This window comes from Mycobacteriales bacterium (genome assembly GCA_035995165.1).
Lineage (GTDB): Bacteria > Actinomycetota > Actinomycetes > Mycobacteriales > CADCTP01 > CADCTP01.
The window spans coordinates 1-23,427 of the sequence record DASYKU010000136.1; the positions used below are offsets into that span (position 1 = coordinate 1).

Below are 23,427 nucleotides of genomic sequence, written 5' to 3' on the forward strand. Positions count from 1 at the left end.
CAGCTGCTGGGCGATCGCCCGGGCCTCGTTGATCGGGATCGCGAAGCCGAGCCCGATGCTGCCGGACTGGCCGGCGCCCGAACTCAGCGTGGCGATCGCGGAGTTGATGCCGACGACCGCGCCGGAGCTGTCGACCAGCGCCCCGCCGGAGTTGCCGGGGTTGATCGAGGCGTCGGTCTGGATCGCGTTGATCACCGCGTTGGTGTCGCTGCCGGAGGTGCCGCCCTCGCCGCCGAGCCGGACCGGCCGGTCCAGCGCGCTGACGATGCCGGAGGTGACCGTGCTGGCCAGGCCGAGCGGGGAGCCGATCGCGATCACCGGGTCGCCGACCGCGAGCTGGCTGGAGTCGCCCAGCGAGGCCACGGTCAGGCCCGGCTTCTCCACCTTGAGCACGGCCAGGTCGGTCTTCGGGTCCCGGCCCGCGATCCGGGCGGTCACCGCGGACTGGTCGTTGAAGCGGACCCGCAGCGTGCCGGAGCCGCTGGTCGCGATCTCGGAGACCACGTGGTTGTTGGTCAGCACGTAGCCGGCGCCGTCGATCACCACGCCCGAGCCGGTCCCGGAGCCGGCCGACGAGCTGACCTCGACCGAGACGACCACCGGCAGCACCCGCTTGGCGATGTCGGCGATCGAGCCGGGCGGCCGGTTCACCGGCGGGCTGACCGAGGACAGCGTCGAGTCCGGGTCGAGCAGGGCCGGGGTGATCCGGTCCGCGGCGAGGTAGCCGACCACGCCGCCGGCGATGCCGGTGAGCAGGCCGGCCAGCAGCAGGACGACCGCGGCGGTCAGGGTGATGTTGCGCAGGCCCCAGCGGCGTCTGCCGCCCTTGCCCGGCTCGGCCTCGGCGGCCTCGGCCGGCGGGGTCGTGCCGTCACCGAAGTCCGGCGGGCCGCCCAGGCGGGACGGGGACTGCGCGTCCCGCCAGGGATCGCGGGCCGCATCCGGCTTCCACCAGGGCGACTCCGGCAGCGGGGTGTTGTCGCGGAGCGCACCGGGCGGCGGGTCGAACGACTGGGCCACGCCGTTCGGGCGGCCGAACATCCGGCGCAGGCCCGGGGCCGGTGGGGGTGGCGGCGGAGCCGGGGGCGGCACGGGCGGGGCGCCCGGCGCGAACGACGAGTCGACGCCGGGCGGGCGCCCGAAGGCGGCCTCCAGCGCGGACGAACGGCCGTTGCCGTTCGCCCGAGGGTCCTGCTCGGTCATCGACCCCTCCCCGGCACGTCCCCAACCCTGCCCGACCCGCCGTCAAGTCCCCGTCAGGAACCGCTCTCCCCGTCTACCCACCCACACGCCGCCCGGCACCCGCCGCCGCGCCGCACGACAGCCCCCGCGGCCGGCGCCCGCGCGTCCCGGCCGATCCCGGCCGCGTCCCGGCCGACCCGGGGCGTCCGGTCGCGGGCGCCGGCCGACCCGGCGGCGACGGGAGGCCCGGCGGAACCGCAGAGGAACCACACCCGGGACGCCCCCCTCGCGGCGGACCCGCACCGGGAGGCCGGCCAGGCGACGGAACCCGCAGGCGAACCGCACCCGGGAGGTCGGCCGGGCGGCGGCGCCGCGGACGGACACGGACGGGACGTCCGGTGGAGCCGGCCGAGGCGGCTCGGTCGAGGCGCGAGCCGGCAGGGAAGGTGGGTTACGGGGCCGGGGTGGCAGCGGGGGTGAGGGTCTTGCTGTCGGGGCGGCGGAAGAGGAACGGGCGGCTCACGTCCATCGGCGTCGTGCTGCCGACGACCAGCCGAGTCGTCCCGGGCCCGTCCCCGGGCCGCGACGGCGCCGCCGCGCCGGACGTGCCGCCGGACGCGGCCGAGGCGATCACCCCGAACGCCAGCCCGGCCAGTGAGACCGCCAGCCCGCGGCGGGTCCGCCGGGACCGGGCGCTGCGCCCGGCCGGACGGGAGGTCCCGCCGGGGCGGACGGATGCGCCGGAGCGCGCCGGTGCGGTGGCCCGGCGCTCCATGACCCGCGGCTCCCGAGCGGAGCGACCGGGAAAGGAACGCCTCGGAGCCGTGCGGCCGGGAAAGGAACGCCTCGGAGCCGTACGGTCGGGAAAGGAGGAGGACGACCAGCCGAGCGAGTCGCCGTCGAAGGCGAGGATCCGGTCGGTGCTGCCGATGTCCGCGGTCATCGGCACGTCCAGCAGCTTGGCCAGCAGGCCGGCCGGCAGGCACGGGTCCGGCGTCGCGCCGAGCAGCGCCTTCGCCTCCCGCTCGGCGTCGACCGCGGCCCGGCACTCGGCGCAGGCTCGCAGGTGGCGGGACGCGCGCTCGTCCGCGGCGGAGGACAGCATGCCGTCGACGTAGCCGACGAGCGCGTCCTCGGCCAGGTGCAGGTCGGGCAGGGTCACGACGCACCTCCCTCGGCCGCCGGCGCGATCTCGGCGGCGGGCACCCGCGGCGCGCGGTGCGCCAGCGCCTCCCGCAGCAGCACCCGGCCGCGGTGGATCCGCGAGCGGACAGTGCCGAGCTTGATGCCCAGGGTCGCCGCGATCTCCTCGTACGACAGGCCCTCGATATCGCACAGCACCACGGCGGCGCGGAAGTCCGGCGGCAGCGCGTCCAGCGCGGCCTGCACGTCCGCGTCGAAGGCCCCCTCCGCGTACACCTGCTCGGGGCTGCGTTCCCGTCCCGGCAGGCGCTCGGTGTCCTCGGGCAGCGCGTCGAACCGGATGCGCTGCCGGCGCCGGACCATGTCCAGGAACAGGTTGGTGGTGATCCGGTGCAGCCAGCCCTCGAACGTGCCGGGGGTGTAGTCGGCCAGGGACCGGAACACCCGGACGAACGTCTCCTGGGTGAGGTCCTCGGCGTCCTGCTGGTTGCCCGAGAGCCGGTAGGCGAGGCGGTAGACCCGGGCGGAGTGCTCTCGCACGACCTCATCCCAGGTCGGGGGCACCCACGTGGATGCCGAGGCGTCGATCACGGCACCTCCGGTATCCGACGCGTACGACGATGCGAACACCGCCATGGTGCCTGACCACTCCCCTCAAGCCGACCCGTGGCACCCGTTGTCTCAGCAAGCCCACAGCTCGCGTCAGCAAGCCCACAGCTTGCGGTGCCCTTTCTTGCTTCCCCCAACGTGCGGGGTGCCGCCCCCGTTCCCTGGTGTGATGCGGCTACGCTGCCGGGCGTGCCGGACAAATCGGCGGTCCTCGCCAGCCGGGAGTACGCGGAGGCCTACCTGGCCGAGGACCCGCCCCTGCAGGCCGCCCGGACCCGGGGCGCCGAGCTCGGCTGTGTCCCGATCGGCCCCGGCGGGGGCGCCGCGCTGCGGTTCCTGGCCGCGGCGACGAACGCGCGGGCCGTGGTCGAGGTCGGCACCGGCGCCGGCGTCTCCGGGCTGTGGCTGCTGCGCGGCATGCGGCCGGACGGCGTGCTCACGACCGTGGACAAGGACCCGGAACACCAGCGGGCGGCGCGGCAGGCGTTCGCCGAGGCCGGCATCCCCTCCGGCCGGGCCCGGCTGATCGGCGGCAACGCGCTGGAGGTCCTCCCCCGCCTCGCCGACGGCGGGTACGACCTGGTCTTCATCGACGCGGCCAAGCCCGAGTACGGCGACTACCTCACCGAGGCGCTGCGGCTGCTGCGCCCGGGCGGCGTGGTCGCGTTCGACGACGTGCTCTGGCACGACAAGGTCGCCGACCCGGCCCAGCGCGACCCCGAGACCGTGGCGATGCGCGACCTCGGCCGCGCGATCCGCGACGACGAGCGCCTGGTCCCGGTCCTCCTCCACGCCGGCGACGGCCTGCTCGCCGCGGTGAAGAAGGCCTGACCGACGGCCTGCTCGCCGCCGTCAAGAAGGCCTGACCGGCGCCGCCGGTCACGGCCTGCTCGATCGGGCGACCGCGCGTCCTGACGGGCCGCGGGCCGGCATCTCGCGCCGGGGTCCGGGGCGCCCCCGGAGGCTCAGAGCACCTTCGAGAGGAACGAGCGGGTGCGCTCGTGCTTGGGGCTGCCGAGCACGTCCCGCGGCTGCCCGGCCTCGACCACCACGCCGCCGTCCATGAAGACAAGCTGGTCGCCGACCTCGCGGGCGAAGCCCATCTCGTGGGTGACCACGACCATCGTCATGCCGCTCTCGGCCAGCCCGCGCATCACGTCCAGCACCTCGCCGACCAGCTCCGGGTCCAGCGCCGAGGTCGGCTCGTCGAAGAGCATCAGCTTCGGCCGCATGCACAGCGCCCGGGCGATCGCCACCCGCTGCTGCTGACCGCCGGACAGCTGCCGCGGGTACGCGTCGTGCTTGTCGCCGAGGCCGACCCGGTCCAGCAGCTCGCGGGCCCGGGCGACGGCCTCCTTCTTCGGCTCCCGCTTCACCTTCAGCGGCGCCTCGATGAGGTTGCCGAGCACGGTCATGTGCGGGAACAGGTTGAAGTGCTGGAAGACCATGCCGACGTCGACGCGCTGCGTGGCGATCTCGGACTCGCGCAGCTCGTGCAGCTTGTCGCCGCGCTGCCGGTAGCCGACCAGGACGCCGTCGACGTACAGCCGGCCGGAGTTGATCTGCTCCAGGTGGTTGATGCAACGCAGGAACGTGGACTTGCCCGAGCCGGATGGCCCGATCACGCACATCACCGAGCCGGAGGCGACGGTGAGGTCGATGCCCTTGAGCACCTCGAGCCGGCCGTAGCGCTTGTGCACGCCCTCGGACAGCACCATCGGCGGCGGGGTCGCGGTCACAGGCCGTGCCCGCTGCCGCCGGGATCTGTCCAGCCGCCGGGTCCGCGGGCGCCCGGGACGACGTCCGCGCCGCGGGCCGGCGGCGGCCGCATTCCCCGCAGTCGGGCCCGCAGCCGCTCCAGCGGGGTCGGCGGCAGCTGCCGCGAGCTGCCCCGGGCGTAGTACCGCTCGAGGTAGTACTGCCCGACCATCAGCACGGAGGTGACCGCCAGGTACCAGAGCGCGGCGCAGATCAGCAGCGGCACCGGCTGGAACAGGGCCAGCGCGATCTCCCGGCTCTTGGAGTAGAGCTCCGAGGTCAACGGCACCGCGACCACCAGCGAGGTGGTCTTGAGCATCGAGATCAGCTCGTTGCCGGTCGGCGGGATGATCACCCGCATCGCCTGCGGCAGCACGATCCGGCGCATGATCTGGGTCCGCTGCATGCCCAGCGCCGCGGCGGCCTCGTTCTGGCCGAGGTCGACCGAGGTGATGCCGGCCCGCACGATCTCGGCCATGTACGCGGACTCGTTCAGCGACAGCCCGATCACCGCGGCCACGAAGAACGTGATCACGTTCTGGGTCTGGAACGACACGAACTCCGGGCCGAACGGGATCCCGAACCCGAGCTTCGGGTAGAGCACGCTGATCAGGCCCCAGAACACGAGCTGGGTGTAGACCGGCGTGCCGCGGAAGACCCAGAGGTAGACCCAGGCCGCCGAGGACAGGATCGGGTTCGGCGAGAGCCGCATCACCGCGAGGATCACGCCGAGCACGACGGCGAAGAACATCGCCAGCACGGTGAGCTCCAGCGTGACCACCGCGGCCGCGGACAGCCGCTGGTCGAAGACGTACTTGCCGACCGTGTCCCAGTGGTAGGCGTCGTTGTTCACCACGCCGTTGACGAGCATGGCGACCAGGACGGCGAGCACCGCCACCCCGATCCAGCGACCGGGGTGGCGGACCGGGACCGCCGTGATGTCCTCGGGCGCGCCGCCCGTCGCCGCGGGCGCCTCCCGCGAGGTCGTCGTCACCGGTCCGTCCGGATCAGCTGGCCGCGCCGTTGATCACCGGGTCGGTGATCGCCCCGGCGCTGACCCCCCACTTGGCCGTGATCGCCTTGTACGAGCCGTCGGTGACCAGCGCCTTGACCGCCCCGAGCACGGCGTCCTTGGTGGTGCCGGAGGTCTTCGGGATCGCGATCCCGTACGGCGCGGCGTCGTAGACCTGGCCGACCAGGGTGAGCCCGCCGCCGACCTTCTTCACCGCGCCGGCCATGACCGGGGAGTCGGCGAGCACCGCGTCGGCCTTGCCGAGCACGACCGCGTTGGTGGCCTCGTCCTGGGCGTCGTAGCGCTGGATCTGGATGGCGTTGCCGGCGCACTTCTTCTGCCGGGCCGGCAGGTCGTCGGTGTCCTGCACGGTGCCGGTCTGCACGGCGACCTTCTTGCCGCAGGCGTTGTCCGGGTCGAACGCGGAGTCCTTCGAGGCCCACTGCGTCCCGGCGCTGAAGTAGGTGACGAAGTCGACGACCTTCTCCCGGTCCGGGTTGTCGGTGAACGAGGACATGCCCAGCTCGTACCGGGTGCCGAGGGCGGGCAGGATCGCGTCGAACTTCGATTCCTCGAAGTCCGCGGTCAGCCCGAGCTTCTTCGCGATCGCGGTGCCCAGGTCGACGTCGAACCCGACGATCTTGCCGCCCTGCTTGAACTCGTTGGGCTCGTACGTCGGGTCGGTGCCGAAGACCAGCTTGCCGTCGGCGGAGATCTTGCTGTCCACCTGCCCGGCCAGCGCGGCGTCCTTCTGGATCGAGTCGATGCTGAAGGCCGACGAGGCCGACCCGGACGGCGCGGCCGCGGTTCCGGAGTCGGAGTCCTCGTTGTTCGCACAGCCGGCGGCAGCGAGGGCCATCGCCACCGCGGCGGCGACGTACACGCGACGGACCTTCACCAGGGGCCTCCTCGGGCAGGGACGAATGCCGGAACACTAAGCCACTCTCCGGCAAAGCCGCAGCAGGGGAGACCAACTCGTGACGGGGTGAACGCCGCGTTACATTTCCGACACTCAGAGTGACCGACCGACTACGGCTGCGCCAGCTCCCCCTTGCCCAGCACCACGATCCCGGCGTCGCTGACGTGGTATCGCTGCTTGTCCAGCTCGGTGTCGACGCCGATGTGCGCACCTGCCGGGACCTGCACGTTCTTGTCCAGAATGGCGCGCCGGACGACCGCGCCGGCCTCGACCCGGGTGCCCGGCATCAGCACGCTGCCCTCGACGTACGCCCCCTGCAGGACGGTCACGCCCGGGAAGATCACCGAGTGCCGCACGGTCGAGCCGGCCAGGATCGTGCCGGCCCCGACGATCGACTCCTGGGCCAGCCCGCCCTCGACGAACTTCGCCGGCGGCAGCTGCGGGGTGTTGGTGAAGATCGGCCACTCTTTGTTGTAGAGGTTGAAGATCGGGTGGACCGCGACCAGGTCCATGTGGGCGTCGTAGTACGAGTCCATGGTCCCGACGTCGCGCCAGTAGCCGCGGTCCCGCTCGGAGGCGCCGGGCACGTCGTTGTCGGCGAAGTCGTACACCCGGGCGGCGCCGTCCTTGGTCAGCATCGGGATGATGCTGCCGCCCATGTCGTGGATCGAGGCCTCGTCACCGGCGTCCGTGCGCAGCGCCTCGACCAGCGCTTCGGTGGTGAAGACGTAGTTGCCCATCGACGCGTACGACTCGTTGGGGCTGTCGGGCAGGCCGGGCGGGTCGGTGGGCTTCTCCAGGAAGCCCTTGATCCTGCCGTTCTCGTCGGCGTCGATGATGCCGAAGCCGCTGGCCTCGTTGCGCGGCACCCGGATGCCGGCCACGGTGACCGCGGCCTTGCTCTCGATGTGCTGCTCGACCATCTGCCGGGGATCCATCCGGTACACGTGGTCGGCGCCGAAGACGACGATGTGGTCGGGCTGGTCGTCGTAGATCAGGTTGAAGCTCTGGAAGATCGCGTCGGCGCTGCCGGTGAACCAGCGCGGGCCGAGCCGCTGCTGGGCCGGCACCGGCGTCACATAGTTGCCGAGGATCGTCGACATCCGCCAGGTCTGGGTGATGTGCCGGTCCAGCGAGTGCGACTTGTACTGGGTCAGCACCGCGATCCGCAGATACCCGGCGTTGACCAGGTTGGACAGGACGAAGTCGACCAGCCGGTAGGAGCCACCGAAGGGGACCGCGGGCTTGGCGCGGTCGGCCGTCAGCGGCCACAGACGTTTTCCCTCGCCCCCCGCGAGAACAATCCCCAGGACACGAGGGTTCGCGCGCATGCATTGACCCTAACCTGTGGGTTGTGCGAGTGGGAGTGCTGACGCGGGAGTATCCGCCTGACGTCTACGGGGGTGCCGGCGTTCACGTCGACTTCCTCGTCCGCGAGTTGCGGCGGCTGGTCGATGTCGAGGTGCACTGCTTCGGGGGGCCCCGGGAGGGCGCCGTGGCGCACTCGGTGCCCGACGGGCTGACCCGCTCCAACCCCGCGCTGCAGACGCTCGGGGTCGACCTGGAGATCGCCGAGGCGGTCGCCGACTGCGACGTGCTGCACTCCCACACCTGGTACGCGAACGTCGCCGGCGTGCTCGGCGGGCTGCTGCACGGCGTGCCGCACGTGCTCTCCGCGCACTCGCTGGAGCCGCAGCGGCCGTGGAAGGTCGAGCAGCTCGGCGGCGGCTACCGGGTGTCGTCCTGGGCCGAGCGGACCGCGTACCGCAACGCCGACGCGGTGATCGCGGTCAGCCACGGGATGAAGTCCGACATCATGGCGGTGTACCCGTTCATGGACCCGGACAAGGTGCACGTCGTCCACAACGGCATCGACGCGATGCTCTACGCGCCGGATCCCGCGACCGACGTGCTGGAGCGGCACGGGATCGACACCTCCCGGCCGTACGTGATCTTCGTCGGGCGGATCACCCGGCAGAAGGGCGTCGGGCACCTGCTCGAGGCGGCCAAGTCGTTCGTGCCCGAGGCCCAGCTGGTGCTCTGCGCGGGCGCGCCGGACACGCCGGAGATCGGCACGGCCACGGCGGCCGCGGTCGAGGAGCTGCGGGCGAGCCGGACCGGGGTGGTCTGGATCTCCGAGATGCTGCCCCGCGCGGACGTGGTCCAGCTGCTCACCCACGCCACCCTGTTCGTCTGCCCCTCGGTGTACGAGCCGCTCGGCATCGTGAACCTGGAGGCGATGGCCTGCGAGACCGCGGTCGTCGCCTCGGCCGTCGGCGGGATCCCCGAGGTGGTCGAGGACGGCAAGACCGGGACCCTCGTGCCGTACGCGGGCTCGTACCCGGAGGGGTTCGAGGCTGCCCTGGCCGAGGCGGTGAACGCGCTGGTCACCGACCCGGCGAAAGCGGCCGAGATGGGCCGGGCGGGGCGGGCCCGGGCCGAGCGGGAGTTCGGCTGGGACGCGATCGCCCGCCGGACCATCGAGGTGTACGGGTCGCTGCGCTGAGTCCTACGCGCCCTGGAAGTGCGGGGGGCGGCGGTCGCGGGCGGCGCGCAGGCCCTCGTCGACGTCCGCCGTCCGGTAGTTCTCGGCCTGGGCCGCGGCCTCGACGTCGAGCTGCTCGGCCAGCGTCCGGCTGCCCGCGCCGGCCAGCGACTGCTTGAGCTGGCGGACCGGCTGCGGCGCGCTGCGGGCGATCGCGGTGGCCAGCTCCAGCGTCCGCGGCAGCACGTCCTTGGGCGCGACCGCCTGCAGCGCCATGCCGTACTCGGCCGCCTCCTCGCCGGACAGCAGCCGCCCGGTGTAGAGCAGCTCGGCCGCCCGCTGCGGCCCGACCAGCCGGGGCAGCGACCAGGAGCCGCCCATCCCGGGGTGGATCCCGAGCCGGACGAAGTTGAAGCCGATCGCCGCGTCCTTCGACATGACGGTCAGGTCGCAGGCGATCGCGACGCAGGCGCCCGCGCCGATCGCGTGTCCGTTCACGGCCGCGAGCACCGGGAACGGCGCGTCGACCACGGACAGGAACGCCTCGTAGAACCGGCGCATCGGGGCGGTCTGGTCGTGCCCGGCCTTGGCGTCCGCGGCCTTGTCCGCCAGCAGGGCCAGGTCCCCGCCGCCCGAGAACGCCGAGCCGGCCCCGGTGAGCACGACCACGCGGACGTCGTCGCGGGTGCCCAGCTCGGCCAGCGCGGCGGCCAGGTCCGCGCCCATCTGTGCGGTCATCGCGTTGCGGCGGTCCGGGTCGTTCAGGGTGAGCAGGACGACGCCGGCGTCCCGGTCGGCGAGATCGACGAGGGTCATGCCCGGAGTATCTCCGCCACCGCCGTGCAGGTGCCCGGCGCGACCTCGGTGAAGCCGGCGTCGCGGACCACCGGCAGGTCCCGGGCCAGCAGGTCCTCCCAGCGGGAGCGGTCGGCGACCCGGACCGCGACCGGGAAGCGGTCGTCGCGCCACTTCCGGGCGTCGGCCTCGTCCAGGGCGACCAGGCCGAGCTGGGCCGCGTGCCCGACCTGGGCCATCGCCTTGCCCGCGGTGAGCTCGACGGCCGGGTTCAGCCACAGGACCGGGACGCCGGGCGCGGGCGGGGCCGGCGGGTCCGGGTCGTCGAAGTCGGTGCCGGAGACCTGCAGCCGGGCCAGGTCCCGGGGCCAGGCGTCCAGCGGGACCGGCGGGAAGACCCGGACCTCGGCTGTGCCGTGCGTCACGGTGATGCCGTCGAGGGCCTCGGCCCGGCGCCACTCGGCGCCGCGGGCCCGGCGGACGACCTTGCGGATCCGGGCGTCGGACCAGGCCCGGACCGCCTCGGCCCAGTCGCCGTCACCTTCCGTACGAGGATCGGTGAGCAGGGTGAGGACGGCCTGGGCCGCGCCCTCCAGCGCGTCGGTCCGCGCCGGCGGGTCGGCCCGCTCCACGCGGACCACCAGCGGCAGCACGTACTGCGGCGCCAGATCCCGCGGATCCCCCGCCTGCACTCCCGTCACCCTGACCCTCCTCGCACCCCATCCCCCACCCGTCCCGCGAGACCCGCTCCCGACGCCCCGCGCCCGCGCCCGGCCCTCCGGACGGCGCACCGCAGCCGGCCCTCCGGCGGCTGCCCGAGCGGCGCACCGTGGCCCGCCCTGCGGCCGCCGCACCGCCGTGTGCCGCGGCCCACGGCAGGCCCGGAGGCCGATGTCCGCGGCCCGGTCGGAGCGCCGGCGACACCCCCGGGCCGGCGTCGGGCGCCGACAGACGGCCGGACCGGCGGTCGGTCCCGTCCCGGAACGACCGGACCGGCGGTCGGTCCCGTCCCGGAACGGCCGGACCGGCAGCCGAGTACAGCGCGGCCCCGGCCGAGTGGGCCGGGGCCGAGCAGCACGGGCAGGAGTCAGCCGGCGGCAGACTTGAGGGCGTCACCGAGCGCGGTGGCCTCCTCGGCCGACATCTCGACGACGAGGCGACCGCCGCCCTCCAGCGGGACGCGCATGACGATGCCGCGCCCCTCCTTGGTGACCTCGAGCGGACCGTCACCCGTCCGCGGCTTCATGGCCGCCATTCCTGCCTCCTCCAGCGGGTCCTGCGGGACCCGCTCCAATCTCTGACCTGGGCGCTCACCGTCCGCGGTAGCGGCCGGCCAGCATGTGGCGCCGATCATTGTTCCTGATCGCGGGCGTGGTAGGAAACCGGGCTGGCCGAGCCCCGTACGGTAGGAGCGGCAGGGACCGCTCCGCCGTCGCCGCCGTCCCGGGAGGTCTGTGGTGTCCGACACCGTACTGGTGAGCATGAGCGAGGGCGTCGCGACGATCACGTTGAATCGTCCTGACGCCCTCAACTCGCTCACCGTGGAGCTCAAAGAGGCGTTGCTGGAGACGTTTCTGCAGGTCGCCGCGGACCCCGCGGCGCGGGCCGTGGTGCTCACCGGGGCGGGCCGCGGCTTCAGCGCCGGGCAGGACCTGCGCGAGCACGCCGACCTGCTGGCGGCCGGCGACGCGAGCCCGCTGAACACGGTCGAGCGGCACTACAACCCGATCTGCCTGGCCCTGGCGACCATGCCCAAGCCGGTGATCGCGGCCGTGAACGGGATCGCGGCCGGCGCCGGCGCGTCGCTGACGTTCGCCTGCGACTTCCGGATCGCGGCCGACAACGCGAAGTTCCTGCTCGCGTTCGCGAACGTCGGGCTGGGCCTGGACACCGGCGCGTCCTGGACGCTGCCCCGGCTGATCGGGCACGCCCGGGCCACCGCGCTGGCCATCCTGGCCGAGCCGGTGAGCGCCTCCGCCGCGCTGGAGATGGGGCTGGTCAACGCCGTCGTCCCGGCCGACGAGGTGCAGACGGCCGCCTTCGAGCTGGCCGCCCGGCTCGCCGCCGGCCCGACCGCCGCGTACGCCGCGATCAAGGAGGCGCTGGCCTACTCGGCCGCGCACCCGCTGGCCTCCGCACTGGAGAAGGAGGGCGTGCTGCAGAACGCGCTCGGCGCCAGCCCCGACCACCGGGACGCGACGGCCGCGTTCGTCCGCAAGGAGCGGCCCGTCTTCCGGGGCTACTGAGTCTGAGCTCAGCCGGCCCGCCAGCAGCCGACCAGGTGGTCGTCGACCAGCCCGCAGGCCTGCATCAACGCGTACGCCGTGGTGGGACCGACGAACTTGAAGCCGCGCTTGCGCAGCTCCTTGGCCATCGCGGTCGACTCCGGCGTGGTCGCCGCGACGTCGGCGAACGTCCGCGGCCGGGCCCGGGTCGCCGGGTCGGGCGCGAACGACCAGAGCAGCGCGGCCAGCCCGGCCGGCAGCTCCAGCGTGGCCCGGGCGTTGGCGATGGCCGCGTCGACCTTGGCCCGGTTGCGGACGATGCCGGCGTCGGCCATCAGCCGGGCCACGTCGTCCGGCCCGAAGGCGGCCACCTTCTCCGGCTCGAACCCGGAGAACGCGGACCGGAACGCCTCCCGCTTGCGCAGGATCGTCAGCCAGGACAGCCCGGACTGGAACGCCTCCAGGCAGAGCTTCTCGTACAGCCGGACCTCGTCGCGCTGGGGCACGCCCCACTCGTCGTCGTGGTAGCCCCGGTAGATCTCGGTCGCGCCGGCCCAGCCGCAGCGCGGGCGCCCGTCCGCGCCCACCACGATGTCGTCCACGTCCCGGGACGCTAGCCCTCGCCTCCGACAGAACCGGGGTACGTCCGGGCCCAGTCCGCGAACCGGCGCAGCGAGAGGGTCAGCCCGGAGACGAACGCGGGCCGCAGCACCCGGAAGCCGAGCCGGCCGACCGCCCCGAGCGGCAGGTCCAGGTCCTCGGTCCAGCCGAACGTCGAGCCGCCGGGGCGCTCCCGGACCTCGAAGGCGGCGGTGCCGCGGACGACCTTGCCCAGGTGCCGGACGTACGCGCCGCGCGGCGGGTCCCAGCCGGTGATCTCCATCGTGTCGACGACCGCGAGCGGGCCGAATCCGGTCGCGGCCCGGATCCGGGCGCCGACGCCGTGACCGCCCTGCTCGGTGCCGCGCACGGTGGTGCCGAGCATCCACTCCCGCTGCCGGTCCCAGTCGATCGCAGCGGCCCAGGTCCGCTCGACCGGGGCGTCGACGTCGACCTCCAGCCGGACCTGGGACGGTCCGGACGAGGTGTCCCGGACCGTCATTCGGACTCGGCCCGGTGGGTGTGGACGTCGCGGGCCGGTTCGTCCGGGCGCGCCCCGGAGTCCGGGCGCAGGTCCTCGGGGACGGCACGGGGCCGGTGCCCGTTGCTGCCCTCGTCCTCGACCGCGTCCTCGCCGTGCTCCTCGCGGGCGTACCGGTCCCCGTACAGGTGGGTGGGCTCGGGCTCGTCGACGGGCTCGACGTGCAGGACCGAGCGGAGCCGGGCGATCTCCCGGTCCCGGGTGTCGACCTGTTCGGACAGCCGGTCCAGCAGCCAGTCGACCTCGTCCATCCGGTAGCCGCGCAGCGCCACCGACAGCCGCAGCCCGCGCAGGTCGTCGCCGTCGGCCAGCCGGTCCTCCGGCAGCTCGACCGGCGTGCCCTCGGGCAGCACCGGCGCCATCTCCTCGCCCCGGCCGAACGCGTACGACGCGACGAGGAACAGCACGCCGCCGACCACGAGCAGCGCGATGATGTAGCCCAGCACCGTACCCACGCCCTGATGGTGGCACGGGCGCCTGTCCGCGGCCCGCCCGGGCTCGCCGGGCCGATGCCCGGCGGAGCAGCCGGACGGGTCCGGCGGGCGCAGCCGCGCACCATCCGGCCGGACGGGTCCGGCGGGCGCAGCCGCGCGCATCCGGCCGGGCGCCCCGCCCGGGTCCGGCGGAGCTGTCCGGAGGCGGCCGTGCGAGGGTGGGCGGGTGCCGTTGCGCCTGGGCCGCCGCAGTTTCGGCGACGACGAGCTGGTCGTGATGGCGATCGTGAACCGGACCCCGGACTCGTTCTACGACCGCGGCGCGACCTACGCGCTGGGCGCCGCCCTGGACGCGGTCGACCGCGCGGTGGCCGAGGGCGCCGGGATCGTGGACATCGGCGGGGTGAAGGCCGGACCCGGCGCCGAGGTCGACCCGGCCGAGGAGCTGCGCCGGACCGCCGAGCTGGTCGCCGCGGTCCGGGCCGGGCACCCGGAGCTGGTCATCAGCGTGGACACCTGGCGCTCGCAGGTCGCCCGGACGCTGGCCGCCGAGGGCGCCGACCTGCTCAACGACACCTGGGGCGGCACCGACCCGGAGCTGGCCGCGGTCGCGGCCGAGCACGGCGCCGGGCTGGTCTGCGCGCACGCGGGCGGGCTGCCGCCGCGCACCCGCCCGCATCGGGTCGCGTACGACGACGTGGTGGCGGACGTGGTCACGACCGTGACCGGGCTGGCCGAGCGGGCAGTCGCGGCCGGGGTCCGGGCCGACGGGATCCTCATCGACCCGGCCCACGACTTCGGCAAGAACACCCGGCACTCGCTGGAGGTGACCCGGCGGCTCGGCGAGCTGGTCGCGACCGGCTGGCCGGTGCTGGTCTCGCTGTCCCGCAAGGACTTCGTCGGCGAGACGCTCGATCTGCCGCCGGGCGAGCGGCTGGAGGGCACGCTCGCGGCGACGGCGGTCTCGGCCTGGTTGGGGGCGCGGGTCTTCCGCGCGCACGATGTCGCCGCGACCCGGCGGGCGCTGGACACCGTCGCCTCCATCCGCGGCACCCGCCCCCCGGCCGTATCCCGGCGCGGCCTCGCCTGAGGCGGGCCGGATACCGCAGGCCCGGCCGTGTCCCGGCGCGGCCTCGCCCGGGCCGCGGTCCGGATGCTGCGGGCCGGCCGTGTCTCGGCATGGCCGGGGCCGGATGCTGCGGGCCCGGCCGTGTCCCGGCGGGGTCAGGCCCGGGGCCTACGGCAGGCGGCCGGTCTCGGCGGCGGTCAGGGCGGCCGGGACCGTACGGGCGAGCAGGAGCGTGTCGAGCGCGGCCCGGCGGACGAAGCCGCGCTTCTCCAGGTCGGTCAGCCAGGCCCAGAGCGGGTCGTAGAAACCGTCCGGGTCGAGCACGACAACCGGCTTGGCGTGCATGCCGAGGCTGGCCGCGGTCCAGACCTCGAAGAACTCCTCCAGCGTGCCGATCCCGCCCGGCAGCACCAGGAACGCCTCGGCCCGCCGGTCCATCTCGGCCTTGCGCTCGCGCATCGTGTCGACCAGGACCAGCTCGTCCGAGTCGTGGTCGGCGACCTCCATGAGCACCAGGTGCCGCGGGATCACCCCGACGGTGTGCGCGCCGGCGGCCCGGGCGGCCTTCCCGACCGCGCCCATCATCGCGACCGAGCCCCCGCCGGTGACGAGCAGGTGGCCCCGGTCCCCCACCGCGGTGCCGACCTCGGCCGCGAGCGTGAGGTAGGACGGGTCGATCTGGGAGGCGGACGCGCAGTAGACGGCGATCGCGGTCATTCCGCGTCGTACTCCGGGCGGAGCGGGCCGCCCTCCATGTTGGCGTCGGCGTCGCTGATGAGCTTGATCGTCTCGTCCACGTCGTCGGTGAGCGTGAGCAGCTCGACGTCGGCCGGGTTGACCTTGCCCGCCGGCACCAGGGTGTCCCGGATCCAGGCGATCAGCCCGGCCCAGTACGCGGTGCCGTAGAGGATGACCGGGAACTTGGTCACCTTCCGGGTCTGGACGAGCGTGAGCGCCTCGAACAGCTCGTCCAGGGTGCCGAAACCGCCGGGCAGGATGACGAACGCCTGCGCGTACTTGACGAACATGGTCTTGCGGGCGAAGAAGTACCGGAAGTTCAGCCCGATGTCGACCCAGTCGTTGAGCCGCTGCTCGAACGGCAGCTCGATGCCGAGCCCGACGCTGACCCCGCCGGCCTCGGACGCGCCCCGGTTGACCGCCTCCATCACGCCCGGGCCACCGCCGGTGATGACCGCGAAGCCGGCCCGGGCCAGCGCGGCACCGAGCGTTCGGCCGGCCTCGTACTCGGGGTGGTCGCGGGGCGTACGGGCGCTGCCGAACACGCTGACCGCCTTGGGCAGCTCGGCCAGCAGCCCGAAGCCCTCCACGAACTCGGACTGGATCCGCAGCACCCGCCAGGGGTCGGTGTGCACCCAGTCCTTGGGGCCGCGGTTGGACAGCAGCCGCTCGTCGGTCGTGCCGGGCTTGATCTGGCCGCGCCGGAGCACCACCGGCCCGCGGTGGTACTCGGGCAGCCGCCGGTCAGGCCGCCCGTCGTCGGTCACGCCGTCCTCGTCGCCCTCGGTCACGACGGACAACGCTACCCGGGCCCGGCGACGGCTCAGTTCAGCGCCGACGTGACCGCCGCGACAGCCGCGTTCTCGGCCGCCGTCCCGGTGCCGTAGTCGGCCAGCCGGGCGGTGAACTCACCCGCGCCGCCGGCCTGCGTCATCGCCGTGATCCGCGCCTGCTGGGCCCGGTTCTGCGCGATCAGGGCGGTCACCGGCCGGAGTACGCCGTCGGGCCAGTCGGTCGCCCGCAGCCGGGCCGCGAACGTCCGCTCCCCGGCCAGCAGGGCCGCGGCCAGCGCCTGCTGCTGGGCGACGGTCCGGCGCCGGCCGTCCGAGACCGCGGCGAAGAACGTGGACCGGGCGACCTGCCAGTCCTGCACCATCCGCTGGTACGCCTGCGACTGCGTCACCGGTGCGGCGCTCGTCGTGGGCACCGGCGTCGTGGTGGGCACTGGCGTCGTCGTGGTGATCGGGGCCGGCGTGGAGACCGCCGGAGCCGCCGTGGCCGAGGCCGGCGGGGTCGTCACCGGCAGCTCCGTCGGCTCGTCCGACCCGCCCTGGCAGCCGGCGAGCAGCAGCGTCGACACAAGGACCGGGGTCGCGACCACAGTCCAGCGCATGGCGCGCAAACTACCCCGGGGAACCGGTCCGGACCGGGCCGCGTCCGACGGCCGGGACCGATGAGGGGACGCGCATGACCGTACGGATAGCCGACCGGGTCGCGGTGGTCGTTCGCGGCGGCCCCGGCCGGAGCCGGGCCCTGGTGCCGGCCGCCGCGCTGTCGGTCGTGGCCGCGCTGCTGCTGGCCACGGTCTGGTACGCCGACGGCACCTCCTCCCGCCGCGGCCCGGCCGTGCTCGCCCCGATCACCAGCGCCCCCGACAACGTCCCCGGGCTGGGCTGGGTCCGGCTCGCGATCGTGCTCGTCCTGGTCGCGCTGCTCACCGCGATCCCGGCCGGCCGCAGCCGCCGGGCCGCGGGCTGGACCGCCGCGCTGCACGCGCTGGCCACGCTGACGACCGCGCTGGCGGCCTGGCAGCTGGCCGGGCGGGCCACGCCGGCGGTGCCGCGGGAGGCGGTCGTGCTCGCGGGGGCCGCGCTGGCCTGGACCCTGGTCGCGCTGCGGGGGCGCGGCACGCTGCCGGCCGGGCTGGCGATCGTCGTCGCGGTCGCGGTGCTGGCGCCGATCGGCGGCCCCTGGTGGGTGTCCGGGCGGCTGGTCGACCGGACCACCACCGACGCCACCGCCCCCACCGGCGGTACCGGGCCGGCCGCCCCGGGCCCGGTCCGCTGGCAGAGCGCCACCGACCGCGCCGCCGTCTTCGGCCCGTACGTGGTGTTCCGGACCCTGGCCACCAGCGGACGGCCCCGGATCGTGGTGGCCGACGCCGCCGACGGGACCGAGCGGTGGTCGTACCGCAATGCCGACGCGAACGCGGAGTTCAGCGCCGACCCGGCCACCGGCGTGCTGGTGCTCGCGCTGGACCGGGACGGGGCCGGCGAGCTGCGGGCGTTCGACCTCGCCTCCGGCCGTCCACTGTGGAACCGGCGGGACGGCGGCTCGGTCCGCGGGGCGGGCTACCCGTTCCACGCCGGCGGCACGCTGATGCCGGCGGGCGTGCTGCTGCTGCTCGACCAGCGGGCCGGCCGGCTGCGCGCGCTGGACCCGCGCAGTGGCGCGATGCGCTGGCAGCGCGCGGTCGAGGCCGGCTGCGCCTCCTCGGCCCAGTACGTCCGGGCCGGCGACCTGCTCGTCGTGGTCAGCCTCTGCCAGAGCCGGACGGTGCCGGCGTACCGGGTCGACACCGGGGCGGACGCCTGGACGGCCACGATCTCGGACCTGCCGGTGATCAGCGGCGGCGTGAACCGGCCGGTGCTGGTGGCCGGCGGGGTGGCCGGGATCTGGTTCGACGAGCGGGAGCAGGGCGTGCTGGCCGGGGTCGAGGTCGCGACCGGGCGGGTGCTCTGGCGGCGGCCGGCCCCCGCCGTCGAGCAGCTGACCGGTGCCGTGGTCGCCGGCCGGTTCGTGCTGCCGGCCCCCGGGCGCGGGCGCGGTCCGCTCGCGGTCGCCCTGGACCCGCGCACCGGCAGTCCACAGTGGACGACCGGGCTGCCGCCGACCGCGGCCACCGCCGACCCGGACGAGCACGAGCAGCTGGCCGGCACCGACGGCACCCACTGGTACCTGCTGCAGGGCCTGTCCCCCGGTGGCCCCGGCAGCACCCTGCTCACCGTGCTGGACGGCACCGGCCGCGTGGTCGCCTCCCGCCGGTACGACGGCTGCGGCCAGTTCTGCGCCGCCGCCGGCGCGCAGCCCCGCGACACCGGCTCGCTGGCCGGCGTGGGCGGGACACTGGTGATCGTGCCGGACCGGCGCGGCATCACCGGTCAGCTGGTGGGCATCAGCTCCGGGTGAGGTACGCCCGCAGCGCGTCCTCGCAGTCCGCGATCCGGGACCGGACGACGTGCTCCTCCCGGGTGTGCGCCAGGTTCGGGTCGCCCGGGCCGAAGTTGACCGCCGGGATGCCGAGCGCGGCGAACCGGGACACGTCCGTCCAGCCGTACTTGGCCACCGGGGTCGTCCCGACCGCGGCCACGAAGTCCTGCGCGGCCGGCGCGGACAGCCCGGGCAGCGCGGCCGGCGCACTGTCCATGATGGACACTTCCGCGTCCAGACCGGAGAAGACCGAGCGGATGTGGTCGGCCGCCTCGGCCTCGGACCGGTCCGGGGCGAACCGGAAGTTCACGCTGACCCGGCACTCGTCCGGCAGCACGTTGCCGGCCACGCCGCCGGAGACGCCGACCGCGTTGAGCCCCTCGCGGTACTCGCAGCCGTCGATCAGCACCCGTGCCGGCTCGTACGCGGCCAGCCGGGTCAGCACCGGCGCCGCCGCGTGGATCGCGTTGACGCCGAGCCAGGACCGGGCGCTGTGCGCGCGCCGGCCCCGGACCAGCACGTCGGCCCGCATGGTGCCCTGGCAGCCGGCCTCGACCGCCCCGTTCGTCGGCTCCAGCAGGATCGCGAGGTCGGCGGTCAGCCAGTCCGGCAGCGTCCGGGCCACCCGGCCGAGGCCGTTCCTGGCCGCCTCGACCTCCTCGTTGTCGTAGCAGACGAAGGTCAGGTCGTCGGCCGGGTCGGCCAGCGCGGCCAGCCGCAGCAGCACCGCGACCCCGGACTTCATGTCCGACGTACCGCAGCCGTAGAGCAGGTCGCCCTCGACCCGGGACGGGACGTTGTCCGCGATCGGGACCGTGTCCAGGTGCCCGGCCAGCAGCACCCGCCGCGCCCGGCCCAGCGCCGTACGGGCCAGCACCGTGTCGCCGTCGCGGACGACCTCCAGCCCGTCGGCACCCCGCAGCGCCGCCTCGACCGCGTCGGCCAGCGGGCCCTCGGTCCCGGACACCGACGGGAAGTCGACCAGGGCGGCGGTCAGGTCCTCCCCGGACAGGCCGAGGTCGAGCCCGCTCATCGGGCCGGGAACGCGCAGAACTCGTTCCCCTCCGGGTCGGCGACCACCCACCAGTCGATCTCCTCGTCCGGGCCGCGCAGGACCTGGGCCCCGAGCCCGACCAGCGGCTCGATCGCCGGACCGGGCAGCCAGACGTCCAGGTGCAGGCGGTTCTTCACGGTCTTGACCTCCGGGACCTCGTTGAAGAACACCGACGGCGCGTCCACCCCGTCCGGCGGGTCGATCGCGACGGCCGGGTCGCTCTCCGGCGTACGCCCGATCGAGGTCAGGAAGGCGAGGTCGTCGGCCTCGTACGGACGGACCTGGTACCCCAGGACCGTGGCCCAGAACCGGGCCAGCCCGGCCGGGTGCCGGGCGTCGATCACGATGTCCTTCAACCGGATGCCTCGCACAGCGTCACCGTAGTGCCGGCACCGACCGGGTCCTGCCGCGGACCGGTACGGTTGCCGGATGACCGCGAGTGCGTGGGGCGACGGGCTGGCCACCGTCACCGGCACCGGCCGGGTGCTCGATGTGTGGTTCCCGGCGCCGGCCCTCGGCCCGCGCCCGGCGGACGCCGCGGTCCCGGCCGCATTCCAGGCCCTGACCCGGACCGACGAGCGCCGCGGGGTCGAGCGGCGGCCGGTCTCCGTGCAGCTGGACGACCTGAGCCGGCCGCCGGCCGACACGCCCGACGCCTACCTGCGGCTGCACCTGCTCAGCGCCCGGCTGGTCCGCCCGCACGAGCTGTCGATGGCCGGGATCTTCGGCGTGCTGCCGAACGTGGTCTGGACCTCGGCCGGGCCGGCGGTGCCGGAGGCGTTCGAGGAGACCCGGCTGCGGCTGCTGGCCGACGGCCCGGTCGCCGTGTACGGCGTGGACAAGTTCCCCCGGATGGTCGACTACGTGATCCCGGCCGGCGTCCGGATCGCCGACGCGGACCGGGTCCGGCTCGGCGCCCACCTCGGCGAGGGCACCACCGTCATGCACGAGGGCTTCGTCAACTACAACGCCGGCACGCTCGGCGCCTCGATGGTCGAAGGCCGGATCTCGGCCGGCGTCACCGTCGGCGACGGCTCCGACGTGGGCGGCGGCGCCTCGATCATGGGCACGCTGTCCGGCGGCGGCAGCGAGGTCATCTCGATCGGGCGGCGCTGCCTGCTCGGCGCCAACTCCGGCATCGGGATCTCGCTCGGCGACGACTGCATCGTCGAGGCCGGGACGTACGTGACGGGCGGGGCGAAGCTCACGCTGCCCGGCGGCTCCGTGGCCAAGGCCCGCCTGCTCTCCGGCCGGGACAACCTGCTGTTCCGGCGCAACAGCGTCACCGGCGCGCTCGAGGTGGTGGACCGCTCCGGCGGCCCGGCCGGATCCTGGTCCGGTCTCAACACAGAGCTGCACGCGAACGTCTAGACGATGTGCCCATGAGCCGCGTGGTGCGCCGCGCCGCCGTCGTCCTCGTCGCCATCGGACTGCTGGTGACCGGGACGGCGTACGTCGTGCGGTCGTTGATCAACACCAAGCTGCCCGCGGCCCAGACCGCCAGCTGCGACGTGATCAACTCGCCGTACACGCTGAGCACGGAGCAGGCTGCGAACGCGGCCACGATCAGCGCGGTCGCGATCTCCCGCAAGCTGCCGTCCCGGGCGGTGGCGGTCGCGCTGGCCACCGCACTGCAGGAGTCCAAGCTCATCAACGTCGAGTACGGCGACCGCGACTCGGTCGGGCTGTTCCAGCAGCGGCCGTCGCAGGGCTGGGGCAGCCAGGGCCAGATCCTCGACCCGCGCTACTCGGCCGGGAAGTTCTTCGACGCGCTGGTCAAGGTGCGGGGCTGGGAGACGATGCCGCTGACCGCGGCCGCCCAGGCCGTGCAGCAGAGCGCGCACCCGACGGCGTACCGGCAGTGGGAGGACCAGGCCGGGACGCTGACCAAGGCCTTCACCGGGGCCGAGCCGGCGCTGCTGTCCTGCTCGTTCCCGGAGCCGACGGTGGCCGCGTCGCCGGCCAAGGTGATGCAGCTGCTGGCGCTGGAGCTGCCGCACACCAAGCTGTCCGCGACGCCCCAGATGGGCGAGCTCAAGCCGGGTGAGGCGCCCTGGGCCACGGCCGGCTGGCTGGTGGCCAAGGCCGACCGGCTCGGCATCGAGGCGGTCGCGCTGGACGGGCGGCGGTGGACCCGCTCGGACGGCTGGCGGGTGGACGCGGGTGCGGCCACGGACCGGGTCCGGTTCGAGGTCGCGAAGATCCCGCCGGCGGCCTAACCGGCGAGGCGGTCCGCGGCGGCGGCGACCCGCTCGTCCGTCGCGGTCAGCGCGACCCGGACGTGGTTCGCCCCGGCCGGCCCGTAGAAGCCGCCCGGCGCGACCAGGATGCCCAGCGCGGCCAGCTCCGCGACCTCGGCCCAGCAGTCCCGGCCGCGGGTCACCCAGAGGTAGAGCCCGGCCTCGGAGTGCTCGACGGTGAAGCCGGCCTTCTCCAGCGCCGGCCGCAGCAGCGCCCGGCGGTCCAGGTAGCGCTTGCGCTGGACCGCGACGTGGGCGTCGTCCCCGTACGCGACCGTGGCGGCGTCCTGGACCGGGCGCGGCACGATCAGCCCGGCGTGCCTGCGCACCTCCAGCAGGCCGGCGACCAGGGCCGGGTCACCGGCCACGAACCCGGCCCGGTAGCCGGCCAGGTTGCTGCGCTTGGACAGGGAGTGCACGGCCAGCACGCCGGTGTGGTCGCCGCCGGTCACCGACGGGTGCAGTACCGAGACCGGCTCGGCCTCCCAGCCGAAGTCCAGGTAGCACTCGTCGCTGGCGACCACGGCGCCGCGCTCGCGGGCCCAGTCGACGACCTTGCGCAGGTGCTCGACCGGCAGCACCCGCCCGGACGGGTTCGCCGGCGAGTTGATCCAGACCAGCCGGACCGGGCCCGGACCGGCGGCCACGGTCGAGTCGGACCGGACCGGCTCGGCGCCCGCGATCCGGACGCCCACCTCGTACGTCGGGTAGGACACCGGCGGCAGCACGACCCGGTCGCCGGGACCGACCCGCAGCAGCAGCGGCAGCAGCCCGACCAGCTCCTTGGAGCCGATCGTGGGCAGCACGGCGTCGTCCGGCAGGTCGGTGACGCCGTGCACCCGGCGCAGCCAGCCGGCCGCGGCCGCGCGGAACCCGGCCGTACCGGCGGTGAGCGGGTAGCCGGGCGAGTCCGAGCCGGCCGCCAGCGCCGCCCGGACCACCTCCGGCGTCGGGTCCACCGGCGTGCCGACGGACAGGTCGACCAGCCCGTCCGGATGGGCGGCGGCGGTGTCCTTGTGCGGCACGAGCAGGTCCCAGGGGAAGTCGGGCAGCACGCCCGCCCAGCTCACCGGGCGCTCACTGCTCGTCGTGAACCTGCGGCGGCAGCGCCGAGACCAACGAGTGGTCCTTGTCGATCTTGCCCATCTTGGCCGCGCCGCCGGGCGAGCCGAGGTCCTCGAAGAAGTCCACGTTGGCCTGGTAGTAGTCGCGCCACTTCTCCGGCACGTCGTCCTCGTAGAAGATCGCCTCGACCGGGCAGACCGGCTCACAGGCACCGCAGTCGACGCACTCGTCGGGGTGGATGTAGAGCATCCGCTTGCCCTCGTAGATGCAGTCGACCGGGCACTCCTCGATGCACGCCTTGTCGAGCAGATCCACACAGGGCTCGGCGATAACGTACGTCACGGGCGC

At 74.5% G+C, this 23,427-nt stretch carries 27 protein-coding genes; 7 read left to right on the top strand and 20 right to left on the bottom strand.

Annotation, left to right across the window (positions count from 1 at the left end; translation table 11 throughout):
* From VGP36_22860 to sigE, 3 genes are all read right to left on the bottom strand, one after another.
* Positions 1 to 1,203: trypsin-like peptidase domain-containing protein (locus tag VGP36_22860; protein ID HEV7657551.1), on the bottom strand; the 1,203-nt coding region annotated here is incomplete at its 3' end.
* A gap of 430 nt (positions 1,204 to 1,633) precedes the next feature.
* Positions 1,634 to 2,344 carry a zf-HC2 domain-containing protein gene (locus VGP36_22865; protein HEV7657552.1) on the bottom strand — a complete coding sequence of 237 codons (711 nt, stop codon included), beginning with the start codon at positions 2,342 to 2,344 and terminating at the stop codon, positions 1,634 to 1,636.
* Entirely contained in the window at positions 2,341 to 2,961 is a 621-nt protein-coding gene (gene sigE / locus VGP36_22870; GenBank protein ID HEV7657553.1) for an RNA polymerase sigma factor SigE, read from the bottom strand. Before sigE ends, VGP36_22865 begins: the two co-directional genes overlap by 4 nt.
* Positions 2,962 to 3,123: 162 nt before the next feature.
* Between sigE and VGP36_22875 the strand changes: the two genes are divergently transcribed.
* Positions 3,124 to 3,765: an O-methyltransferase gene (locus VGP36_22875; protein HEV7657554.1), complete on the top strand. Its 642-nt coding sequence runs from the start codon at positions 3,124 to 3,126 to the stop codon at positions 3,763 to 3,765.
* Positions 3,766 to 3,899: 134 nt separating this feature from the next.
* On the opposite strand, the gene VGP36_22880 is transcribed toward VGP36_22875, so the two are convergent.
* The 4 genes from VGP36_22880 to glgC all read right to left on the bottom strand — a co-directional run bounded on the left by VGP36_22880 (position 3,900) and on the right by glgC (position 7,954).
* Positions 3,900 to 4,652, bottom strand: coding sequence for an amino acid ABC transporter ATP-binding protein (locus VGP36_22880; GenBank protein HEV7657555.1), 753 nt, complete (start codon positions 4,650 to 4,652; stop codon positions 3,900 to 3,902).
* A gap of 17 nt (positions 4,653 to 4,669) precedes the next feature.
* A complete protein-coding gene (locus VGP36_22885) occupies positions 4,670 to 5,686 on the bottom strand; it encodes an amino acid ABC transporter permease (GenBank protein ID HEV7657556.1) in 1,017 nt (338 codons plus the stop codon).
* A gap of 13 nt (positions 5,687 to 5,699) precedes the next feature.
* A complete protein-coding gene (locus tag VGP36_22890) occupies positions 5,700 to 6,602 on the bottom strand; it encodes an ABC transporter substrate-binding protein (GenBank protein HEV7657557.1) in 903 nt (300 codons plus the stop codon).
* Positions 6,603 to 6,733: 131 nt separating this feature from the next.
* Positions 6,734 to 7,954, bottom strand: a complete 1,221-nt coding sequence (gene glgC / locus VGP36_22895) for a glucose-1-phosphate adenylyltransferase (GenBank protein HEV7657558.1) — start codon at positions 7,952 to 7,954, stop codon at positions 6,734 to 6,736.
* A gap of 23 nt (positions 7,955 to 7,977) precedes the next feature.
* On the opposite strand from glgC, the gene glgA reads away from it, so the two are divergent.
* Positions 7,978 to 9,129, top strand: a complete 1,152-nt coding sequence (gene glgA, locus VGP36_22900; protein HEV7657559.1) for a glycogen synthase — start codon at positions 7,978 to 7,980, stop codon at positions 9,127 to 9,129.
* Between the two features lie 3 nt (positions 9,130 to 9,132).
* On the opposite strand, the gene VGP36_22905 is transcribed toward glgA, so the two are convergent.
* The 3 genes from VGP36_22905 to VGP36_22915 form a co-directional block, all read right to left on the bottom strand.
* Complete coding sequence (locus tag VGP36_22905) at positions 9,133 to 9,924, bottom strand: enoyl-CoA hydratase/isomerase family protein (GenBank protein HEV7657560.1); 792 nt, start codon at positions 9,922 to 9,924, stop codon at positions 9,133 to 9,135.
* Positions 9,921 to 10,604, bottom strand: coding sequence for a peptidyl-tRNA hydrolase (locus VGP36_22910; GenBank protein HEV7657561.1), 684 nt, complete (start codon positions 10,602 to 10,604; stop codon positions 9,921 to 9,923). Before VGP36_22910 ends, VGP36_22905 begins: the two co-directional genes overlap by 4 nt.
* A 386-nt stretch (positions 10,605 to 10,990) precedes the next feature.
* Positions 10,991 to 11,158: a DUF3117 domain-containing protein gene (locus VGP36_22915; protein ID HEV7657562.1), complete on the bottom strand. Its 168-nt coding sequence runs from the start codon at positions 11,156 to 11,158 to the stop codon at positions 10,991 to 10,993.
* A gap of 202 nt (positions 11,159 to 11,360) precedes the next feature.
* On the opposite strand from VGP36_22915, the gene VGP36_22920 reads away from it, so the two are divergent.
* A complete protein-coding gene (locus VGP36_22920; GenBank protein HEV7657563.1) occupies positions 11,361 to 12,149 on the top strand; it encodes an enoyl-CoA hydratase-related protein in 789 nt (262 codons plus the stop codon).
* 8 nt (positions 12,150 to 12,157) lie between these two features.
* Here VGP36_22920 and VGP36_22925 read toward each other — a convergent pair whose 3' ends face one another.
* The 3 genes from VGP36_22925 to VGP36_22935 are packed head-to-tail and all read right to left on the bottom strand — an operon-like array spanning position 12,158 to position 13,724.
* The gene (locus tag VGP36_22925) at positions 12,158 to 12,715 is read right to left on the bottom strand and encodes a DNA-3-methyladenine glycosylase I (protein HEV7657564.1); all 558 of its coding nucleotides are present in this window, start codon (positions 12,713 to 12,715) and stop codon (positions 12,158 to 12,160) included.
* A gap of 26 nt (positions 12,716 to 12,741) precedes the next feature.
* Complete coding sequence (locus tag VGP36_22930; protein ID HEV7657565.1) at positions 12,742 to 13,230, bottom strand: SRPBCC family protein; 489 nt, start codon at positions 13,228 to 13,230, stop codon at positions 12,742 to 12,744.
* Positions 13,227 to 13,724 (bottom strand): DivIVA domain-containing protein, encoded by a 498-nt coding sequence (locus VGP36_22935; protein HEV7657566.1) that lies wholly within the window; start codon positions 13,722 to 13,724, stop codon positions 13,227 to 13,229. Before VGP36_22935 ends, VGP36_22930 begins: the two co-directional genes overlap by 4 nt.
* Positions 13,725 to 13,929: 205 nt before the next feature.
* On the opposite strand from VGP36_22935, the gene folP reads away from it, so the two are divergent.
* On the top strand, positions 13,930 to 14,793 hold the full coding sequence (folP, locus tag VGP36_22940; protein HEV7657567.1) for a dihydropteroate synthase: 864 nt from the start codon (positions 13,930 to 13,932) through the stop codon (positions 14,791 to 14,793).
* 147 nt (positions 14,794 to 14,940) lie between these two features.
* Here the strand turns inward: folP and VGP36_22945 are convergent, their stop codons facing one another.
* From VGP36_22945 to VGP36_22955, 3 genes are read right to left on the bottom strand one after another with little or no spacing between them, the layout of a single operon-like run.
* The gene (locus VGP36_22945) at positions 14,941 to 15,489 is read right to left on the bottom strand and encodes a TIGR00730 family Rossman fold protein (GenBank protein HEV7657568.1); all 549 of its coding nucleotides are present in this window, start codon (positions 15,487 to 15,489) and stop codon (positions 14,941 to 14,943) included.
* Positions 15,486 to 16,277, bottom strand: coding sequence for a TIGR00730 family Rossman fold protein (locus VGP36_22950; protein ID HEV7657569.1), 792 nt, complete (start codon positions 16,275 to 16,277; stop codon positions 15,486 to 15,488). The genes VGP36_22945 and VGP36_22950 overlap by 4 nt, the downstream gene beginning before the upstream one ends.
* 56 nt (positions 16,278 to 16,333) lie before the next feature.
* Positions 16,334 to 16,903, bottom strand: a complete 570-nt coding sequence (locus tag VGP36_22955; protein HEV7657570.1) for a hypothetical protein — start codon at positions 16,901 to 16,903, stop codon at positions 16,334 to 16,336.
* Positions 16,904 to 16,977: 74 nt separating this feature from the next.
* On the opposite strand from VGP36_22955, the gene VGP36_22960 reads away from it, so the two are divergent.
* On the top strand, positions 16,978 to 18,699 hold the full coding sequence (locus VGP36_22960; GenBank protein ID HEV7657571.1) for a PQQ-binding-like beta-propeller repeat protein: 1,722 nt from the start codon (positions 16,978 to 16,980) through the stop codon (positions 18,697 to 18,699).
* Here VGP36_22960 and dapE read toward each other — a convergent pair.
* Both dapE and VGP36_22970 read right to left on the bottom strand, forming a co-directional pair.
* Positions 18,686 to 19,753 carry a succinyl-diaminopimelate desuccinylase gene (gene dapE / locus VGP36_22965; GenBank protein HEV7657572.1) on the bottom strand — a complete coding sequence of 356 codons (1,068 nt, stop codon included), beginning with the start codon at positions 19,751 to 19,753 and terminating at the stop codon, positions 18,686 to 18,688. The genes VGP36_22960 and dapE overlap by 14 nt on opposite strands.
* Entirely contained in the window at positions 19,750 to 20,145 is a 396-nt protein-coding gene (locus VGP36_22970; protein ID HEV7657573.1) for a VOC family protein, read from the bottom strand. The genes dapE and VGP36_22970 overlap by 4 nt, the downstream gene beginning before the upstream one ends.
* Before the next feature lie 58 nt (positions 20,146 to 20,203).
* Here VGP36_22970 and dapD point away from each other — a divergent pair, with 58 nt between their 5' ends.
* The gene (gene dapD / locus VGP36_22975; protein HEV7657574.1) at positions 20,204 to 21,145 is read left to right on the top strand and encodes a 2,3,4,5-tetrahydropyridine-2,6-dicarboxylate N-succinyltransferase; all 942 of its coding nucleotides are present in this window, start codon (positions 20,204 to 20,206) and stop codon (positions 21,143 to 21,145) included.
* Between the two features lie 11 nt (positions 21,146 to 21,156).
* Positions 21,157 to 21,993: a hypothetical protein gene (locus VGP36_22980; protein HEV7657575.1), complete on the top strand. Its 837-nt coding sequence runs from the start codon at positions 21,157 to 21,159 to the stop codon at positions 21,991 to 21,993.
* Here the strand turns inward: VGP36_22980 and dapC are convergent.
* Together dapC and fdxA are read right to left on the bottom strand one after the other, a co-directional pair.
* The gene (gene dapC / locus VGP36_22985; protein HEV7657576.1) at positions 21,990 to 23,084 is read right to left on the bottom strand and encodes a succinyldiaminopimelate transaminase; all 1,095 of its coding nucleotides are present in this window, start codon (positions 23,082 to 23,084) and stop codon (positions 21,990 to 21,992) included. The two genes, VGP36_22980 and dapC, sit on opposite strands and share 4 nt — an antisense overlap.
* Positions 23,085 to 23,091: 7 nt before the next feature.
* On the bottom strand, positions 23,092 to 23,421 hold the full coding sequence (gene fdxA / locus VGP36_22990; GenBank protein HEV7657577.1) for a ferredoxin: 330 nt from the start codon (positions 23,419 to 23,421) through the stop codon (positions 23,092 to 23,094).
* Between the last annotated feature and the right edge of the window lie 6 nt (positions 23,422 to 23,427).